Origin of the sequence: Streptomyces sp. CA-142005 (assembly GCF_050942335.1) — a bacterium.
In the GTDB taxonomy this organism is placed as follows: domain Bacteria; phylum Actinomycetota; class Actinomycetes; order Streptomycetales; family Streptomycetaceae; genus Streptomyces.
In genome coordinates this window covers 6,333,454-6,350,328 of the sequence record NZ_CP192078.1, presented here as the reverse complement: position 1 = coordinate 6,350,328, position 16,875 = coordinate 6,333,454, and the positions used below count along the sequence as shown (strand labels likewise).

The following is a 16,875-nucleotide window of genomic DNA, read 5'->3' as shown; positions in this document are numbered from 1 at the left end:
CCGTCCGGACCCCCCACCAGGGCGTATCCGACCGGTACGGGCTAGCCTGAAGCGCACCCGAGCGGGCAAATCCGAGCAATTCACAAAGAAAGCGGAACGGCCCAGTGAAGGGCGATTCCCAGGCCACATCAGCAGAGGAAGCAGAGCCATGGCAGCCGGCGCCCCCCGGATCTTCGTCTCGCACCTCGCCGGGGTCCCCGTCTTCGATCCGAACGGCGACCAGGTGGGCCGCGTGCGCGACCTGGTCGTGATGCTGCGCGTGGGCCGCAAGCCCCCACGGCTGCTCGGGCTGGTCGTCGAACTGACCACCCGGCGCCGTATCTTCCTGCCCATGACCCGGATCACCGGTGTCGAGTCCGGGCAGGTCATCACCACCGGCGTGATGAACGTCCGGCGTTTCGAGCAGCGGCCCACCGAGCGGCTGGTCTTCGGCGAGCTGCTGGACCGGCGGGTGACGCTGGTGGAGACCCGCGAGGAGGTCACCGTCCTCGACCTGTCCGTGCAGCAGCTGCCGGCCCGCCGGGACTGGGAGGTCGACCGCGTCTTCGTCCGCAAGGGCAGGAAGGCGAGCGCCTTCCGGCGGGCCAAGGGCGAGACGCTGACCGTCGAGTGGTCGGCCGTCACCGGCTTCTCCCTGGAGGAGCACGGACAGGGCGCCGAGAGCCTGCTCGCCACATTCGAGCAGCTGCGCCCCGCCGACCTCGCCAACGTCCTGCACCACCTGTCCCCCAAGCGGCGCGCCGAGGTCGCCGCCGCGCTCGACGACGACCGCCTGGCCGACGTGCTCGAAGAACTCCCGGAGGACGACCAGATCGAGATCCTCGGCAAGCTGAAGGAGGAGCGCGCGGCGGACGTCCTGGAGGCCATGGACCCCGACGACGCGGCCGACCTGCTCGGCGAACTGCCCGAGGCGGACAAGGAGCGGCTGCTGAGCCTGATGCAGCCGAGCGACGCGGCCGACGTACGCCGGCTGATGTCGTACGAGGAGCACACGGCCGGCGGTCTGATGACCACCGAGCCGATCGTGCTGCGCCCGGACGCCACCGTCGCCGACGCGCTCGCCCGGGTCCGCAACCCCGACCTCTCCCCGTCGCTCGCCGCCCAGGTCTACGTCTGCCGCCCGCCGGACGAGACCCCGACCGGCAAGTACCTGGGCACGGTCCACTTCCAGCGGCTGCTGCGCGAGCCGCCCTACAACCTGGTCAGCTCCATCGTCGACACCGACCTGCAGCCGCTCGACCCGGATGCGGCGCTGCGTGTCATCGCCGGGTTCTTCGCCACGTACGACATGGTCGCCGCGCCCGTCGTGGACGAGTCCGGGTCGCTGCTCGGCGCGGTCACCGTGGACGACGTACTGGACCACATGCTGCCCGAGGACTGGCGGGAGACCGAGTTCCACCTGAACGACGAGAACGAGGGGGTGGGTACCTATGGCTCCGGAGCGTGACACCGCGACCCGCGAGCGCACTGCGTCGGGCGCCACGGCCGCCACCCGGCCCCGTGTGCCCCGGCTGGACCAGCCGCGCCCGCCGCGCCGCCGGTTGCTGCCCGAGTGGGACCCGGAGGCCTTCGGCCGGCTGTCGGAGCGGATCGCCCGCTTCCTGGGCACGGGACGCTTCATCGTCTGGATGACGGCCGTCATCATCATGTGGGTGCTGTGGAACATCGCCGCGCCGAGCCACCTGCGCTTCGACGAATATCCCTTCATCTTCCTGACCCTGGCGCTGTCCCTGCAGGCCTCCTACGCGGCCCCGCTGATCCTCCTCGCGCAGAACCGGCAGGACGACCGCGACCGGGTCAACCTGGAGCAGGACCGCAAGCAGAACGAGCGGTCCATCGCCGACACCGAGTACCTGACCCGGGAGATCGCCGCGCTGCGGCTGGGCCTGGGCGAGGTCGCGACCCGCGACTGGATCCGCTCGGAGCTGCAGGATCTGGTCAAGGAGTTGGAGGACAGGCGACGGCACGACGGGCACGCCGGGCATGTCGTATTCCCGGCGGAACGGTCGGATCGGCCACCGGGACGTGACACAGACGACCGCTGAGGGGCATCCCGGACGCCCCTCGGCGCGCCGTACCATCGTGCTTATGGCTACGGAAGACGCGGTGCGCGAGGCACTGGCGACGGTGAACGACCCCGAGATCAACCGCCCCATCACCGAACTGGGAATGGTCAAATCGGTGGAGATCGGGGAGGACGGCGCGGTCGCGGTCACCGTGTACCTGACGGTCTCCGGCTGCCCCATGCGCGAGACGATCACCCAGCGCGTCACCGAGGCGGTCTCCCGGGTCGAGGGCGTCACCCGTGTCGACGTCACGCTCGACGTGATGAGCGACGAGCAGCGCAAGGAGCTGGCGACGGCCCTGCGCGGCGGCCAGGCCGAGCGCGAGGTCCCCTTCGCCAAGCCCGGCAACCTCACCCGCGTCTACGCGGTCGCCTCCGGCAAGGGCGGCGTCGGCAAGTCCTCGGTGACGGTGAACCTGGCGGCCGCCATGGCCGCCGACGGCCTCAAGGTGGGCGTCGTCGACGCCGACATCTACGGCCACAGCGTGCCGCGCATGCTGGGCGCGGACGGCCGTCCCACCCAGGTCGAGAACATGATCATGCCGCCGTCGGCGAACGGCGTGAAGGTCATCTCCATCGGCATGTTCACCCCGGGCAACGCCCCGGTCGTCTGGCGCGGCCCGATGCTGCACAGGGCCCTTCAGCAGTTCCTGGCGGACGTGTACTGGGGCGACCTGGACGTCCTGCTCCTCGACCTGCCGCCCGGCACCGGCGACATCGCGATCTCCGTCGCCCAGCTGGTCCCGAACGCCGAGATCCTGGTCGTGACGACCCCGCAGCAGGCGGCGGCCGAGGTCGCCGAGCGCGCCGGCTCCATCGCGGTCCAGACCCACCAGAAGATCGTCGGCGTGGTCGAGAACATGTCCGGCCTGCCCTGCCCGCACTGCGGCGAGATGGTCGACGTCTTCGGCACGGGCGGCGGCCAGCTGGTCGCCGACGGCCTCACCCGCACCACGGGTACGACGGTCCCGGTCCTCGGCAACATCCCGATCGACGTCCGCCTCCGCGAGGGCGGCGACGAGGGCAAGCCGGTGGTCCTGACCGACCCGGACTCCCCGGCGGGCAGCGCGCTCAGGGCGATCGCCGGGAAGCTGGGAGGACGTCAGCGGGGTCTTTCGGGCCTGTCGCTGGGAATCACGCCGAAGAACAAGTTCTAGAGAGTCTTCCGGCGCGTTCCTGGCAATACGGGCAATACGGGCAATACGGCGAAGGGGCACCGAAACCGATCGGCGCCCCTTTGTCATGCGTAAGCGGAAATGTCCTTCACCACGGCGAACCCGAGCCCGTACGCACTCATCCCCCGCCCGTACGCACCCAAGTGCACCCCCGCCTCAGTGGTACCGGCGAGCACCCACCCGAACTCCGACTCCCGGTAATGGAAAGAGGCGGCGACCCCGTCCACCGGAAGAGAGAGCCGGCTCCACTCCGGCCCCTCGAGATCGTCGGCCAGAGCCCACGCGGTCTCCGTCTGCTGCTCCAGCCAGTCGTCCCGCAGACTGTGGTCCATCTGCCCGGGCCAGGTGAACGACAGCAGCCCCACCCCGGCCAGCCACGCCGCCGAGGACACCGACGTGGCCTCCAGCAGCCCGGTACCGTCGGCGCTCCTGCGGGACGGCTGCGCGGCGACGGTGACGACCACCGCGAACTTCTCCCGCGGCTCACCGGCGGAGCCGGCCTCGCCCCGTACGGTGGGCTCGTCGCCGTGCCCGATCGAACCGTGCTCGACGGCACCGTCGGCCGCCGTACCCACCTGCATCAGCCAGCGCGGCCCGGTGAACGCCTCGTCGAGGCCGTACCACGGGAAGGGTGCCTGCAGATAACCGTCGACCGTACGCCGGGCGAAGGGGAGCTGCTGTCCATCCTCCGCGGCCGGCGCGTGCGCGCCCACCCGACTCGTCGTCTCCATCTGCCCGGACGCCTCCTCGCTCTCGTCGGACCGGGATGGCCCGCCCCCCTTCGGGCGTACTCGCCGGTCCGCACAACAACTCGGCAGCATATCCACACCGATGAGAGCCTCAGGGCAGGCGCTGGATGCGTGGGTCGTGCGAACGACCTGTTCAGGCCGTGTGCGACGGGTGCGGGCTATGAAACGCGTCACGTGCGCGGCATACGCACGCGTGCGCGTGTCGGCGCCGGGTTGTGCGACTAGGTGGCGTCCGCGTCGAAGGGCGGCCGCTCGTCCTTGCCGGGCTCCTCCGGCTTCTTCGTCATGTCGATACGCCCGGAGGAGGCCGAACCCGAGGAAGACGCAGACGACGAGGAGGACGCTTCGGTCTCCCGACCGTGGACGGCGTCCGTGACCTCGGCCATCTCCTTCTTCAGGTCGAACCCGTTGCGGATCTCCTTCAGGCCCAGCTCGTCGTTGTCCAGCTGCTTGCGGAGGAACGTCTTCGGGTTGAGGTCCTCGAACTCGAAGTCCTTGAACTCCGGACCCAGTTCCTCGCGGATGTCCTGCTTGGCGCTCTCCGAGAACTCGCGGATCTTCCGGATCGTGCGCATGACGTCCTGGATGACCTTCGGGAGCTTGTCGGGACCGAAGACGAGCACGGCGAGCACGATGATCGTCACCAGCTCCAGCGGTCCTATGTCATTGAACACCTGACGCTCCTTGCGATGTCCTCGGTCGCTCAACGGTACCCGGCGTTCCTGTCCGACCGGTACCGTCCCGAGGTGAGACTTCTGTCAGTTCTGCGCTGCCGCGCCCAGTCGGAGCGGGACCTCCCGGTCCGTGCCGTCGCGCCGGACCGTCAGCCGCAGCCGGTCACCGGGCCGGTGGGCGCGGATCTTGACGATGAGCTCCTCTGCCGTGTGCACGCGCTGCCCGTCGACCTCGGTGATGACGTCGCCCGCCTTGAGACCGGCCCGTTCACCAGGGCCGCCCAGGGTCACGGCGGGGCCGCCGTTCGCGCTCTTGCCGTCGATACGGGCGCCGTCGCCGGTGTACGCCATGTCGAGCGTGACGCCGATCACCGGGTGGGTCGCGTGGCCGTCGTTGATCAGTTCCTCGGCGACGCGTTTGGCCTGGTTCACGGGGATGGCGAAGCCGAGACCGATGGATCCGGCCTGTTCGCTGTCCGAGTCGGAGCCGCCGTCTGCGGAACGGATGGCGGAGTTGATGCCGATGACCCGGGCCCGCGAGTCGAGCAGCGGCCCGCCGGAGTTGCCGGGATTGATCGGGGCGTCGGTCTGCAGCGCGTCGACGTACGAGACGTCGCTCCCGTCGCCCTTCTCCCCGCCGGCCGTGATGGGCCGCTCCTTGGCGCTGATGATGCCGGAGGTGACGGTGCCCGCGAGGTCGAAGGGGGCGCCGATGGCGACGACGGGGTCACCGACCCGGACGTCGTCGGAGTTGCCGAGGGGCAGTGGGGTGAGTCCGTGCACACCGTGGACCTGGACGACGGCGAGGTCGTAGCCGCTGTCGCGGCCGACCACCTTGGCCTTGACGGTGTCGCCACTGCTGAACGTCACGGATATCTCACCGCCTGACCCGGCGGGCGCGACGACGTGGTTGTTGGTGAGGATGTGCCCGCGGGTGTCGAGCACGAAGCCGGTGCCGGTGTCGCTCTGCTCGGTCCCGGTCACGTGCAGGGTGACGACACTGGGCAGCGCGCGGGCGGCTATCCCGGCCACGCTGTCCGGCGCCCGTCCGGCGGGCACGTGCCCGGCCTGCGGCAGACGTACGTCGTCCCCGAGGCCCTCCTTCTCGACCCAGGCACCGGCCACCCCGCCGATCGCCGCGGAGACTAGGGCGACCGCAAGGGTCCATCCAGCCAACAGCCGCCTCCCCCGCCGCTTCCGCTGCTCCTCCGTCAACACCCCGACACCGGTCTGCTGCAAGGCCCCCTGCCCGAACATCTGCTCCTTGGGCGACCCAGCGGCCCAGGGGTCATAACGCGCCCCCGACTCCCCCACCGAGGAGGCCGGCGGTACCGGGGGGCCTGCGGGGGTGGGGACGCCGGGGGCGGCGACGCCGGGGGCTGGAGAGGCGGGGGCGGGGGCTGTGGGGGCGGGAACGCCGGGGGCGGCGGGGGCAGGGGCGGCGGCTGCGGGGGCGGGAACGCCAGCGGCCGGGGAGCCGGGGGCTGGTACGCCAGCGCCTGGAGAGTCGGGAACGGGAGCACCGGAGGCGGGGACGCCAGGGGCGGGAGAGCCAGGAGCAGGAGCACCGGGAACGGGAACGCCAGAGGCGGTAACACTGGGGGCGGCGGCCGCAGGGGCCGGAACGCCAGCGGCCGGACTGCCAGCGGCAGGAGAGCCGGGGGCGGGAGCAGGAGCACCGGGAACGGGAACGCCGGAGGCGGTAACACCGGGGGCGGCGGCCGCAGGGGCCGGAACGCCGGCGGCCGGAGACCCCGCGGCAGGAACGCCAGGAGCGACGGCCGCAGGGACGGAAACGCCAGCGGCCGGAATGCCGGGGCCGGGCGCCCCGGCGTCCGGAACGCCGGGCGCGGGCGCGCCGGGAGCCGGGATGGCGGCGGTGGTGCCGGGCACGGGTGCGCCGGTTGCGGGCGTGGATGCGCCCGGTACGGGTGTGGGCGCGGGTGCACCGGCTGCCGGGGCAGACGGCCCGGGTACGAGGGTGGGAGTCCCGGAGGCGGCCTCGCTCAGCGGGGCCGTAGGAGCGGGCACGGGCGTTCCGTGGGCCGCGGTGACCGCCGGGTGCTGTACGGGCGGTGCGGGCGCCCAGGGGCCCGGCTCGCCGTACGGCGGGGTGCTGTAGGGGTCCGGGTCGTGCAACGGCTTGGGCCGCTCGGTGGGAGCCGCCCAGGCGCTGTCCCCGGGCTCCCTGTCCGCCCCGGCACCGCCCGTCACCCCGGACACCGGCTTGGCCAGCTCGAAGTCCCCGGCGTCCGCCACTCCGGTCTGCTCCCCCTCGGAGATCCGCACGGTCTCCGGGCGTGCCAACTCGAAGTCGGTCGGCTCAAGCCGTATCTGCTCGGCATCGGTTCGGGTGGTCGGTGGCGCCCCCGCCGTTCCCTCCGGGTCGTCCTCCGGTGGGACACGGTTCCCCTCGTTCATGCTCTCCCCACGGCTGGACGCGGCCGCCGCCGAAGCGTGCGGGCGCGGAACGTCGACTACGCCCCCGGGTCATCGCCGCGGGAACGGCCCGCACAGATTCAACCAGGTTCGCGGGCCGTGGAGCAGGGGCCGGGTCAGGGGGTCTGGGGGGGTGTGGAGGGGGACGGTGTGGGAGCGGGGAGGGGGGCGGACGGCAGGCCGGAGCCGGTCACTCCGGGAACCCCGGACCAGGCGGTGAGCGGATAGACCACGGTGTCGTCGAGCGGACGTATCAGCGGGGAGACCGCGGCCGCACCGGCCATCACCGGCGCGGTCAGGCCGCGCATGACGCCGTCGCCCTGGATCCTGCCGGTGCCGGGGGTCGGCAGTCCGGGTACCAGCGGCGCGGCCATCGAGGTCGGGACGGCCGGCGTCGGTCCGAGCTGGGTGCCGCCCTGGGCGAGCAGCGGTCCGCCCGAGCGGCGCCGCTGCGTGTCGGGCGTGGCCGACCCGGCGCCCCCGCCGCTGCCCGCCGAGCGCGCCGGGATCACATTGCTGCCGGTGCCGGTGCCGCCGCGGGGGTCCGCGGTGTTGTCACCGGGGATGGCGGTGGTCACACCGCCGAGGGCAACCGCGGCCAGCGACACCGCGCCGGCGGCGGCGAACGCGAACCGCAGACCGCGCGAGGCGGAGCGGCCGTCGTCCGGGCGGCCGACGGGATGGATGCGGAAGCCGCGCTCCTCGGCGGACGGGAGCGCGCTGTCCGGATGCGCGGGGCCGTGCGGGCGGGCGGGGACGTATCCGAACGCGAAGCGCTCGCCGCGCCTCATTCCGAAGACACCGAAGACGCCGGAGGCTCCCGCCGGCCCGGTGGTCTCGTCGTCACCGGGGCCGGGGCCGAAGAGTCCTCCCCCCGGCGGCGACATGCCGTCACCGTCCGGGTCACCTCCCGCGGGCAGGCCCTGGAGGCGGGCCAGGAGGCTCGCCGAGGGAGGAGGCGGCGCCGCCTCCGCGAACACGTTCTTCAGCCGGCGCTGGGCGTCCGCCTCCGCCTTGCACCTGGCGCAGGTGGCCAGGTGGGCGAGGACCCGCTCACGCGACTCATGACCGAGCTCTCCGTCCACCAGGGCGGAGAGCCGGTCTCCAAGGTGCTGCTCTGCGAGGTGTGCCTCCGCAGGTTTGGGCCGGGTTCCACTCACGCGGTCGCGCCCCCTCCCCCCAGAGCGGGGACACGGGCCACGAAGGAGCGCCGCTCGGCCGCGCGCGCCTCCGGGGACCGGTGCGCGAGGGCCTTGCGGAGCTGGGAGCGGCCACGGTGGATACGGGAGCGGACGGTGCCGAGCTTCACGCCGAGGGTCGCGGCGATCTCCTCGTACGACAGTCCCTCGATGTCGCACAGGACGACGGCGGCACGGAACTCGGGCGCGAGGGTGTCCAGGGCCTGCTGGACGTCGGCGTCGAAGTGCGCGTCGTTGAAGAGCTGCTGCGGGTTGGGCTCGCGGCTGGCCAGGCGCTCGGCCGCGTCCTCGCCGAGGGCGTCGAAGCGGATGCGCTGCTTGCGCCGGACCATGTCCAGGAACAGGTTGGTGGTGATGCGGTGCAGCCAGCCCTCGAAGGTGCCCGGCGAGTACGTCGACAGGGAGCGGAAGACGCGGACGAAGACCTCCTGGGTGAGGTCCTCGGCGTCGTGCTGATTGCCCGTCAGACGGTAGGCCAGCCGGTAGACCCGGCCGCTGTGCGTGCTGACGATCTCCTCCCACGTGGGCGGAGTCCACGCCTGCCCGTCCGCGTCGGTGGAGAAGGTCGCGGTCTGGGCCTCGCCTGCGGCGAAACCGGCGTGGTGGTCAGCAGCGGTGTCGGTCACGGATTTCGGCCTGCCCGCCGACCCGAGGAAGCGCCGCAGCACTCCACCCCGGTCTCCGGGCGCAGCCGCACCTCCCCTGTCAGCTCTGGTGGTGTCCAGTGGAGCCCCTACCATAGCCACCTCGCCCGTTAGCTCCCCATAAGCGGTTTTACGAGAATTTGATCTGGGCTGATACGGCTCATACGGCTGCGTCAGCAGTTGCTCGGCGTCCCGATCCACGTCCTGCACCCCCGTCTTACCCCCCGTCGCGTCCCGGCCACCGTCTCAACCCTTTAAACGCCCGGTCCCATCTGCGGGTTCCCGGCGCCAACGGATACAGTCACGCCCAGGCAACCACGGGGACAGGAGAGGGTCATTACCGGCAACCGGCAGACGAGCTGGGCGTTCGCCGACGCCTTTGTCGCCGAGGACGACGCGCTGCGGTGGGCCCGCGACCGGGCCCGCGAGGCAGGGCTGCGCTCGGTGTCGCCCGGCACCGGCGCCGCGCTGCGACTGCTCGCCGCCTCCGTGGACGCGAAGGCGGTCGCGGAGATCGGCACGGGCTGCGGAGTGTCCGGAATCCATCTGCTGCACGGCATGCGCCCGGACGGGGTGCTCACCACGGTCGATCCGGAGCCGGAGCACCAGCAGTTCGCCCGGCAGGCCTTCCGCGCCTGCGGATTCGCCAGCAACCGGGCCCGCTTCATCCCCGGCCGCGCGCTCGACGTGCTGCCCCGGCTCGCGGACGCCGGCTACGACCTCGTCTTCTGCGACGGCGACCGGCTGGAGTACCTGGACTACCTCGCTGAATCGTTGCGCCTGCTGCGGCCGGGCGGGCTGGTGGTGTTCGAGGGCATCTTCGCCAACGGCCGTACGGTGGACTCCGGACCGCAGCCCACGGAGGTGCTGCGGCTGCGGGAGCTGTTGCGCGCGGTGCGCGAGAGCCAGGAACTGGTCCCGTCGCTGCTGCCGGTGGGCGACGGCCTGCTGTGCGCCGTCAAGAGGTGAACGGCCCGCTGCGCGGGTCCGGAAGCGCGACTGCCCCGGCACCGCGTACGATGCCGGGGCAGTCCGAAGGACAGGATCGCTGGGACGTCAGACGACGACCTTCTTGAGGGCGTCGCCGAGCGCCTCGGCCTCGTCAGGGGTCAGCTCGACGACGAGTCGACCGCCGCCTTCGAGCGGAACGCGCATGACGATGCCCCGCCCCTCCTTGGTCACCTCGAGCGGGCCATCACCCGTCCGCGGCTTCATGGCCGCCATGCTCGTTCCCCTTCCTGAAACCAGCTCATCGTCTGCCGAGAGCCCTGGGAGGGCATCCGCGACTCCGAAACGGACACGCGACACCGGCATCGAACACATTGCTTCCCAGCCATTATCCCGCATCGCAGGACCCGATGACCAACATCAGTCGGCATCGCTTGGGCAACGCGCGCGAGCAAAACCACCCAATTCGGCGATGTGGCTGCGATACTGCACCGCCGCACGGACATCCGCCGGCTGGCTTCGCTCTTTTTTTCTTTGATGCAGGTCACATGTCCGGTCCGGCCCTTGGGCGGCGATCTCCGCCATGCTGTGCTTCATACACGGACGTACTGAGCGGTACGTCACCCGCTAACCGGAGGGGATGCGCCATGGCCGACACCGTGCTCTACGAGGTCAGCGACGGACTCGCGACGATCACGCTGAACCGCCCCGAGGCGATGAACGCGCTGAACGTCGCGACCAAGGTCGCCCTCCGGGAGGCGGCGGAATCCGCGGCCGGGGACACGGCCGTACGGGCGATCCTGCTGACCGCGGCCGGGGACCGGGCGTTCTGCGTCGGCCAGGACCTCAAGGAGCACATCGGGCTGCTCGCGGCGGACCGTGAGACCGGGTCCGGGCAGACGATGAGCACGGTCAAGGAGCACTACAACCCGATCGTGCGGGCCCTCGCCGGGGCGCCCAAGCCGGTGGTCGCCGCGGTGAACGGCGTGGCGGCCGGGGCGGGCTTCGGTTTCGCGCTCGCCGCGGACTACCGGGTCGTCGCCGACACGGCCGCCTTCAACACCTCCTTCGCGGGCGTCGCCCTGACCGCCGACTCCGGGATCTCCTGGACCCTGCCCCGGGTGGTCGGCCCGGGCCGCGCCGCCGACCTGCTGCTCTTCCCGCGCAGCATCAGCGCCCAGGACGCGCTCGAGCTGGGCATCGCCAACCGGGTCGTCCCCGCGGCCGAGCTGCGCGCCGAGGCCGAGAAGACGGCACGGGCACTGGCCGAGGGCCCGACGGTGGCGTACGCGGCCATCAAGGAGGCGGTGTCCTACGGCCTCACGCACTCCCTCGCCGAAACCTTGGAGAAGGAGGACGAACTGCAGACCCGCGCCGGCCAGTCCGAGGACCACGCAATCGCCGTGCAGGCGTTCGTGAACAAGGAGAAGCCGAAGTACCTGGGCCGCTGAGGCCGGAGCACCACAGCGATCGGTGACCGGCTTGCCCCGGCAGCGCCGTGCCCCCTTCGCCACGGCCCTGCCGGATACCGACAGGCCCGAGCGGCGACCGCGGGCCCGGTGACGAGTGGCGGACCGGACGGCCCTGGCGCGCGGTGCACAGGGCCTCCGCGCCGGCAGCCGGTCGGACGGGGCGGCAGGCTGCGGACCGCCTGCCGGCACGCGACGCGCAGAGGCCCCGCACCGACAGGCGGTCGGACGAGACGGCAGACGCGGCGGCCCGGCGTACGACCAGCCGGGCTCCGCACCCACCGGACGCCGACGAACAGAGGCAGACCGGCGACCGCGAACGCGGCGGCGTGCTGCCGACGGGCGGCCCGGCGCGCGACCAGCCCGGCCTCCACACCCACCAGGCGCCGACGAACAGCGGCAGACCGGCCCCAGCGACAGCGGACCCCGCGGCGGACGGCGGCCGCACAGCCCCGGGCACGCGACGCGCAGGGACCTCCGCGCCGGCAGGCGGCCGAACGACGCGGCAGACACAGCGGCCCGGCGTACGACCAGCCGGACCTCCACACCCACAGACGGCGACGAACAGCGGCAGACCGGCCCCAGCGACAGCGGACCCCGCGGCGGACGGCGGCCGGACAGCCCCGGGCACGCGACGCGCAGGGACCTCCGCGCCGGCAGGCGGCCGGACGAGGCCGCAGACACAGCGGTCCGGCGTGCGATGAGCCGGGCCTTCACACCCACCGGACGGCGACGAACAGCGGCAGCGACAGCGGACCGGGCGGCCCCCGCGCGCGATGTGCGGGCCGGTCGGGGCGGGGCGGGGGCTCGGGGGGCTAGTGGGCGATGAGGAGGGCCTCCGCGCCGACCGGGCGGTAGCCCGCCGCCTGGAAGGCGCGGACGCTGCGGGCGTTGCCGGCGGCCTGTTGTGACCAGACCCAGTGGCCCGGGGGCACCAGGTGCCGGGCGGCCGTGGCCAGGGCCCGGCCCAGCCCCCGGTGCCGTACGTCCTCGTCCACCTCGACGGCCGTCTCCCAGCGGCCCGCGACACCCCGGCCGAGGACGAGCACTCCCCCGTCCGTCGCCCAGACGCGCACGTCGTCCCGGCGCTTGCGGGCGCTGTGCACGCGCGGATGGTCCGGGTCGGTGAGTTCGCGCAGCTCCACCGGGGGGTCGCCGGGCAGGGAGCCCGCCACGGTGAGCAGATCGACGCAGTCCGTCGTGCGGCCCGTGCGGGCCAGGAACGCGCTCAGGAAGCGGGGGTTCATCGCCGCCGCCAGCTCGTCGCAGTCGAGGGACGCGAGCGTGCCTCGCACCCACTGCGGGTCCTCGTCGGTGAACACCACGGAGTGCGCGGTGAACGCGATCACTCCGGCGTCGCGGCGGCTGGGCTGCGGCACCACGGTCGTACCGCCGTCGGGTGCCGGGAAGCGGCCCCGCGCCGCCGCGTCCAGGATGTCGGCCAGGGTCCGGGCCATGGCGGTCAGGCGCCCGCTCCTCTCGCCACGCACGCCTCCAGGTGGTCGTCGACCAGGCCGCACGCCTGCATCAGCGCGTACGCCGTCGTCGGGCCGACGAATCTGAGGCCCCGCTTCTTCAGCGTCTTGGACAGGGCTGTGGACTCCGGGGTCACGGCCGGTACGTCGGCGAGGGTCTTAGGGGCCGGGCGGCCGGCCGGGTCGGGGGCGTGGGACCAGATCAGCTCGTCCAGCTCGCCTTCCGCCCAGTCGGCGAGCACGCGCGCGTTGGCGAGCGTGGCGTCGATCTTGGCGCGGTTGCGGATGATCCCCTCGTCCACCAGCAGGCGCTCGCGGTCCTCGTCGGTGAACGCGGCGACCTTCTCGATGCGGAAGCCGGAGAACGCCGCGCGGAAACCCTCGCGGCGGCGCAGGATCGTGATCCAGGACAGGCCCGACTGGAAGGCCTCCAGGCTGATCCGCTCGAAGAGGGCGTCGTCGCCGTGCACCGGGCGGCCCCACTCCTCGTCGTGGTAGGACACATAGTCCTCGGTGGACAGCGCCCAGGGGCAGCGCAGGGCGCCGTCGGGCCCGGCCAGGGCGGCGCCGTCGCTCATCGCCGGCCCTCCGGGTGATCGGGCTTCTCCATGCGGACGTGTGCCGCCGCGGCTCTGGCGCCGGCCAGCGCCGACTCCAGGTCGGCGATCCGGGCGTCCCGCTCGGCGAGTTCGGCGCCGAGCCGGCCGAGGGCGTCGTCCACGTCCGCCATGCGGTAGCCGCGCGGGGCGACCGGGAAGCGCAGGCTGTCCACGTCGGCGCGGCTCACCGGGCGGTCCGGGGGCAGCGGGTCCTGCAGCCGCTCCGGTGCCACCTCGGGCAGCGGGCCGGTCCCGCCGCCGCCCACCACGCCGAGCGTCACCGCCGCGACCACGACGGCCAGCGCGACGACCAGGAACAAGAACATCACCATCGCCAGGGGTCCCCACGCTCCGTGCCGGCCGTGTGCCGGACGCTGAAACTGTCTGGGTCCGATCGTGCCATGCGAGTCTGACAGTTAGGGTCGCAGGCGGCCGTGCTGCGGAACGTACTAGGAGAGGTCACAGCGGATGCTCAGGCTGGGCAGGCGGGAATTCGGGCCCCACGAGCCGGTGATCATGGCGATCGTGAACCGGACTCCGGACTCCTTCTACGACCAAGGGGCGACGTTCCGTGACGAGCCGGCCCTCGCGCGCGTGGAGCAGGCGGTGGCCGAGGGTGCCGTGATCATCGACGTCGGCGGGGTGAAGGCCGGGCCGGGCGAGGAGGTCACGGCCGAGGAGGAGGCGCGGCGGACGGTCGGCTTCGTGGCGGAGGTACGGCGGCGCTTCCCGGACGTGATCATCAGCGTGGACACCTGGCGGGCCGAGGTCGGCGAGGCGGTGTGCGAGGCGGGGGCGGATCTGCTGAACGACGCGTGGGGTGGCGTCGACCCGGGGCTCGCGGAGATCGCGGCGCGGTACGGGGTGGGGCTGGTGTGCACGCACGCGGGTGGTGTGCAGCCGCGTACGCGTCCGCACCGGGTGACGTACGACGACGTGATGGCCGACATCCTCGACGTCACCGTGGGTCTGGCCGAGCGGGCGGTGGCGCTCGGGGTGCCGCGTGAGTCGGTGCTGATCGATCCCGGGCACGACTTCGGGAAGAACACGCGGCACAGTCTGGAGGCGACGCGGCGGCTGGACGAGATGGTCGCCACGGGGTGGCCGGTGCTGGTGTCGCTGTCCAACAAGGACTTCGTCGGGGAGACGCTGGACCGGCCGGTGAAGGAACGGCTGATCGGTACGTTGGCGACGACCGCGGTGTCCGCGTGGCTCGGCGCGCAGGTGTACCGGGTCCACGAGGTCGCCGAGACCCGGCAGGTGCTGGACATGGTGGCGTCCATCGCCGGACACCGGGTCCCCGCGGTGGCTCGCCGGGGCCTGGCCTGACCGACCAGGGGGCCCGTCCCCCGGACCCCCGCTCGCGGGAAGGTCTGGGCGGAGCCCCCGGTGGCCGTGCCCTAGCGGCCCGCCTCCTTCGACACGAGTGCCACCGCTTCCTCCACGTCGTCCGTGACGTGGAACAGCAGCAGGTCCTTCTCCGCGGCCTTGCCCTGGGCGACCAGGGTGTTCTTCAGCCATGAGACCAGGCCGCCCCAGTACTCGCTGCCGAAGAGGACGATCGGGAAGCGGGTGACCTTCTGGGTCTGGACGAGGGTCAGCGCCTCGAAGAGTTCGTCGAGGGTGCCGAGACCGCCGGGCAGGACGACGAAACCCTGCGCGTACTTCACGAACATCATCTTGCGGACGAAGAAGTAGCGGAAGTTCAGGCCGATGTCGACATAGGGATTCAGGCCCTGCTCGAAGGGCAGCTCGATGCCGAGGCCGACCGAGACGCCGCCCGCCTCGCACGCCCCCCTGTTGGCGGCCTCCATCGCGCCCGGCCCGCCGCCCGTGATCACGGCCCAGCCCGCCTCCACCAGGCCCCGGCCGAGCCGCACGCCGGCGTCGTACTCGGGCGAGTCCACCGGCGTACGCGCCGAGCCGAACACGCTGATGGCGGGCGGGAGTTCGGCCAGCGTGCCGAAGCCCTCGATGAACTCCGACTGGATGCGCAGCACGCGCCAGGGGTCGGTGTGGACCCAGTCCGAGGGGCCGCCGGCGTCCAGCAGGCGCTGGTCCGTCGTGCTCGCCGTCACCTGTCCTCGTCGGCGGAGGACCGGTCCCAGACGCTGCTCGTCCGGCGGGATCTTCTTCCCCTCGGGGTTGCCGGTAGGCATGTGCGCTCCCTCCGCTCGGGGGTGGTTCCACCTCAGCGTAGATCCACACCGGTTACGGAGGGGGGACATGCGTATGTCCGGAGCGCGTGCGCCGTACGGGCGTCCTACGCGGTGAGCCAGGCGCGCAGGCGTTCCTCGCCCGCCAGGATCTTCGCCGTCTCCACCCGCTCGTCGCGCTTGTGGGCCAAGTGCGGGTTGCCGGGACCGTAGTTGACGGCCGGGACGCCGAGCGCGGAGAAACGGGAGACGTCCGTCCAGCCGTACTTGGGGCGCGGGATGCCGCCCACCGCCTCGATGAAGGCAGCGGCGGCCGGGTGGGAGAGGCCGGGCAGCGCGCCGCCGCTGTGGTCGTCGACCACGAACTCCTCGACTCCGCAGTCCGCGAACACCTCGCGGACGTGCGCGACCGCCTCCTCCTCCGTGCGGTCGGGGGCGTAGCGGAAGTTGACCGTCACCACGCACTCGTCGGGGATGACGTTGCCCGCGACCCCGCCGCTGATGCCGACCGCGTTCAGGCCCTCTCGGTACTCCAGGCCGTCGATGACCGGGTAGCGCGGCTCGTAGGACGCCAGGCGGGCCAGGATGGGGGCGGCGGCGTGGATGGCGTTGGAGCCCATCCAGGAGCGCGCCGAGTGGGCCCGCTCGCCCGTGGTCTTCAGCAGCATCCGCAGGGTGCCCTGGCAGCCGCCCTCGACCTCGCCGTCGGAGGGCTCCAGCAGGACCGCGAAGTCACCCTCCAGCCACTCGGGGTGGGCCACGGCCACGTGCCTGAGGCCGTTGAGCTCGGCGGCGACCTCCTCGTTGTCGTAGAAGACGAACGTCAGGTCGCGGTTGGGGGCGGGGACGGTTGCCGCGATGCGCAGCTGTACCGCGACGCCCGACTTCATGTCGCAGGTGCCGCAGCCCCACAGCACGCCGTCCTCGTCCAGGCGTGAGGGCACGTTGTCCGCGATCGGGACCGTGTCGATGTGGCCGGCCAGGATCACGCGCTCGGCGCGGCCCAGGTTCGTGCGGGCGACCACGTTGTTGCCGTAGCGGTCGACCGCAAGGTGCGGCAGGGCGCGCAGGGCGGTCTCGATCGCGTCCGCGAGCGGCTTCTCGGTGCCGCTCTCGGAGGGGAAGTCCACGAGCTGCGCGGTGAGCGCGGCGGCGTCGAGCGTGAGGTCAAGCGAGGTGTCGGCCATGGCGTCGACCCTAGCGCGCCGCTCACCGGGACCAGTGGTAAGCGCTGTCCGGTAACCCCAGGTGAGGGTCCGTCGGGCCTCCAGTACCTTGTACGC

The 16,875-nt window shown here is 72.4% G+C and carries 18 protein-coding genes; 6 read left to right on the top strand and 12 right to left on the bottom strand.

What is annotated here, in order from left to right; all coding sequences use genetic code 11:
- Positions 1–148 precede the first annotated feature (148 nt).
- Genes ACQPXS_RS29775 through ACQPXS_RS29765 form a run of 3 tightly spaced genes read left to right on the top strand, consistent with a single transcriptional unit; the run spans position 149 to position 3,222 of the window.
- Positions 149–1,447 (top strand): magnesium transporter MgtE N-terminal domain-containing protein, encoded by a 1,299-nt coding sequence (locus tag ACQPXS_RS29775; protein WP_433452323.1) that lies wholly within the window; start codon positions 149–151, stop codon positions 1,445–1,447.
- The gene (locus ACQPXS_RS29770) at positions 1,431–2,045 is read left to right on the top strand and encodes a DUF1003 domain-containing protein (RefSeq protein WP_433452322.1); all 615 of its coding nucleotides are present in this window, start codon (positions 1,431–1,433) and stop codon (positions 2,043–2,045) included. The genes ACQPXS_RS29775 and ACQPXS_RS29770 overlap by 17 nt, the downstream gene beginning before the upstream one ends.
- Before the next feature lie 43 nt (positions 2,046–2,088).
- Positions 2,089–3,222, top strand: a complete 1,134-nt coding sequence (locus ACQPXS_RS29765; RefSeq protein ID WP_351799313.1) for an Mrp/NBP35 family ATP-binding protein — start codon at positions 2,089–2,091, stop codon at positions 3,220–3,222.
- An 83-nt stretch (positions 3,223–3,305) separates the two neighbouring features.
- Here ACQPXS_RS29765 and ACQPXS_RS29760 read toward each other — a convergent pair whose 3' ends face one another.
- The 5 genes from ACQPXS_RS29760 to sigE form a co-directional block, all read right to left on the bottom strand.
- Complete coding sequence (locus ACQPXS_RS29760) at positions 3,306–3,971, bottom strand: hypothetical protein (protein WP_433452321.1); 666 nt, start codon at positions 3,969–3,971, stop codon at positions 3,306–3,308.
- A gap of 239 nt (positions 3,972–4,210) precedes the next feature.
- Positions 4,211–4,663, bottom strand: a complete 453-nt coding sequence (locus ACQPXS_RS29755; protein ID WP_399173419.1) for a sec-independent translocase — start codon at positions 4,661–4,663, stop codon at positions 4,211–4,213.
- 84 nt (positions 4,664–4,747) lie between these two features.
- Positions 4,748–6,475, bottom strand: a complete 1,728-nt coding sequence (locus tag ACQPXS_RS29750; RefSeq protein ID WP_433456009.1) for a S1C family serine protease — start codon at positions 6,473–6,475, stop codon at positions 4,748–4,750.
- Positions 6,476–7,218: 743 nt separating this feature from the next.
- A complete protein-coding gene (locus ACQPXS_RS29745; protein WP_433452319.1) occupies positions 7,219–8,262 on the bottom strand; it encodes a zf-HC2 domain-containing protein in 1,044 nt (347 codons plus the stop codon).
- Complete coding sequence (sigE, locus tag ACQPXS_RS29740) at positions 8,259–8,969, bottom strand: RNA polymerase sigma factor SigE (RefSeq protein WP_351799302.1); 711 nt, start codon at positions 8,967–8,969, stop codon at positions 8,259–8,261. The genes ACQPXS_RS29745 and sigE overlap by 4 nt, the downstream gene beginning before the upstream one ends.
- Before the next feature lie 246 nt (positions 8,970–9,215).
- Here sigE and ACQPXS_RS29735 point away from each other — a divergent pair, with 246 nt between their 5' ends.
- On the top strand, positions 9,216–9,914 hold the full coding sequence (locus ACQPXS_RS29735; RefSeq protein ID WP_433456007.1) for an O-methyltransferase: 699 nt from the start codon (positions 9,216–9,218) through the stop codon (positions 9,912–9,914).
- Positions 9,915–10,001: 87 nt separating this feature from the next.
- On the opposite strand, the gene ACQPXS_RS29730 is transcribed toward ACQPXS_RS29735, so the two are convergent.
- Positions 10,002–10,169, bottom strand: a complete 168-nt coding sequence (locus ACQPXS_RS29730) for a DUF3117 domain-containing protein (RefSeq protein WP_018544333.1) — start codon at positions 10,167–10,169, stop codon at positions 10,002–10,004.
- 144 nt (positions 10,170–10,313) lie between these two features.
- Positions 10,314–10,478 carry a hypothetical protein gene (locus ACQPXS_RS29725; protein WP_433452318.1) on the bottom strand — a complete coding sequence of 55 codons (165 nt, stop codon included), beginning with the start codon at positions 10,476–10,478 and terminating at the stop codon, positions 10,314–10,316.
- Between the two features lie 62 nt (positions 10,479–10,540).
- Between ACQPXS_RS29725 and ACQPXS_RS29720 the strand changes: the two genes are divergently transcribed.
- Positions 10,541–11,344, top strand: coding sequence for an enoyl-CoA hydratase/isomerase family protein (locus tag ACQPXS_RS29720; protein WP_433452317.1), 804 nt, complete (start codon positions 10,541–10,543; stop codon positions 11,342–11,344).
- A gap of 833 nt (positions 11,345–12,177) precedes the next feature.
- Here ACQPXS_RS29720 and ACQPXS_RS29715 read toward each other — a convergent pair.
- Genes ACQPXS_RS29715 through ACQPXS_RS29705 form a run of 3 tightly spaced genes read right to left on the bottom strand, consistent with a single transcriptional unit; the run spans position 12,178 to position 13,768 of the window.
- Positions 12,178–12,819 carry a GNAT family N-acetyltransferase gene (locus ACQPXS_RS29715; RefSeq protein WP_433452315.1) on the bottom strand — a complete coding sequence of 214 codons (642 nt, stop codon included), beginning with the start codon at positions 12,817–12,819 and terminating at the stop codon, positions 12,178–12,180.
- 5 nt (positions 12,820–12,824) lie between these two features.
- Positions 12,825–13,415, bottom strand: a complete 591-nt coding sequence (locus ACQPXS_RS29710; RefSeq protein WP_433452314.1) for a DNA-3-methyladenine glycosylase I — start codon at positions 13,413–13,415, stop codon at positions 12,825–12,827.
- Complete coding sequence (locus ACQPXS_RS29705) at positions 13,412–13,768, bottom strand: DivIVA domain-containing protein (protein WP_433452312.1); 357 nt, start codon at positions 13,766–13,768, stop codon at positions 13,412–13,414. The genes ACQPXS_RS29710 and ACQPXS_RS29705 overlap by 4 nt, the downstream gene beginning before the upstream one ends.
- A gap of 136 nt (positions 13,769–13,904) precedes the next feature.
- Here ACQPXS_RS29705 and folP point away from each other — a divergent pair, with 136 nt between their 5' ends.
- Positions 13,905–14,765 carry a dihydropteroate synthase gene (gene folP / locus ACQPXS_RS29700; protein ID WP_433452311.1) on the top strand — a complete coding sequence of 287 codons (861 nt, stop codon included), beginning with the start codon at positions 13,905–13,907 and terminating at the stop codon, positions 14,763–14,765.
- 71 nt (positions 14,766–14,836) lie between these two features.
- Here the strand turns inward: folP and ACQPXS_RS29695 are convergent, their stop codons facing one another.
- On the bottom strand, positions 14,837–15,595 hold the full coding sequence (locus tag ACQPXS_RS29695; protein WP_055707269.1) for a TIGR00730 family Rossman fold protein: 759 nt from the start codon (positions 15,593–15,595) through the stop codon (positions 14,837–14,839).
- Between the two features lie 104 nt (positions 15,596–15,699).
- Positions 15,700–16,779, bottom strand: a complete 1,080-nt coding sequence (gene dapE / locus ACQPXS_RS29690) for a succinyl-diaminopimelate desuccinylase (RefSeq protein WP_356301379.1) — start codon at positions 16,777–16,779, stop codon at positions 15,700–15,702.
- Between the last annotated feature and the right edge of the window lie 96 nt (positions 16,780–16,875).

Coding starts and splice junctions, on each gene's coding strand:
- ACQPXS_RS29775 (WP_433452323.1), top strand. CDS start 149: ATGGCAGCCGGCGCCCCCCGGATCTTCGTCTCGCACCTCGCCGGGGTC.
- ACQPXS_RS29770 (WP_433452322.1), top strand. CDS start 1,431: ATGGCTCCGGAGCGTGACACCGCGACCCGCGAGCGCACTGCGTCGGGC.
- ACQPXS_RS29765 (WP_351799313.1), top strand. CDS start 2,089: ATGGCTACGGAAGACGCGGTGCGCGAGGCACTGGCGACGGTGAACGAC.
- ACQPXS_RS29760 (WP_433452321.1), bottom strand. CDS start 3,971: ATGGAGACGACGAGTCGGGTGGGCGCGCACGCGCCGGCCGCGGAGGAT.
- ACQPXS_RS29730 (WP_018544333.1), bottom strand. CDS start 10,169: ATGGCGGCCATGAAGCCGCGGACGGGTGATGGCCCGCTCGAGGTGACC.
- ACQPXS_RS29725 (WP_433452318.1), bottom strand. CDS start 10,478: ATGGCGGAGATCGCCGCCCAAGGGCCGGACCGGACATGTGACCTGCAT.
- ACQPXS_RS29720 (WP_433452317.1), top strand. CDS start 10,541: ATGGCCGACACCGTGCTCTACGAGGTCAGCGACGGACTCGCGACGATC.
- ACQPXS_RS29715 (WP_433452315.1), bottom strand. CDS start 12,819: ATGGCCCGGACCCTGGCCGACATCCTGGACGCGGCGGCGCGGGGCCGC.
- ACQPXS_RS29710 (WP_433452314.1), bottom strand. CDS start 13,415: ATGAGCGACGGCGCCGCCCTGGCCGGGCCCGACGGCGCCCTGCGCTGC.
- ACQPXS_RS29705 (WP_433452312.1), bottom strand. CDS start 13,768: ATGGTGATGTTCTTGTTCCTGGTCGTCGCGCTGGCCGTCGTGGTCGCG.
- folP (WP_433452311.1), top strand. CDS start 13,905: ATGCTCAGGCTGGGCAGGCGGGAATTCGGGCCCCACGAGCCGGTGATC.
- ACQPXS_RS29695 (WP_055707269.1), bottom strand. CDS start 15,595: ATGCCTACCGGCAACCCCGAGGGGAAGAAGATCCCGCCGGACGAGCAG.
- dapE (WP_356301379.1), bottom strand. CDS start 16,779: ATGGCCGACACCTCGCTTGACCTCACGCTCGACGCCGCCGCGCTCACC.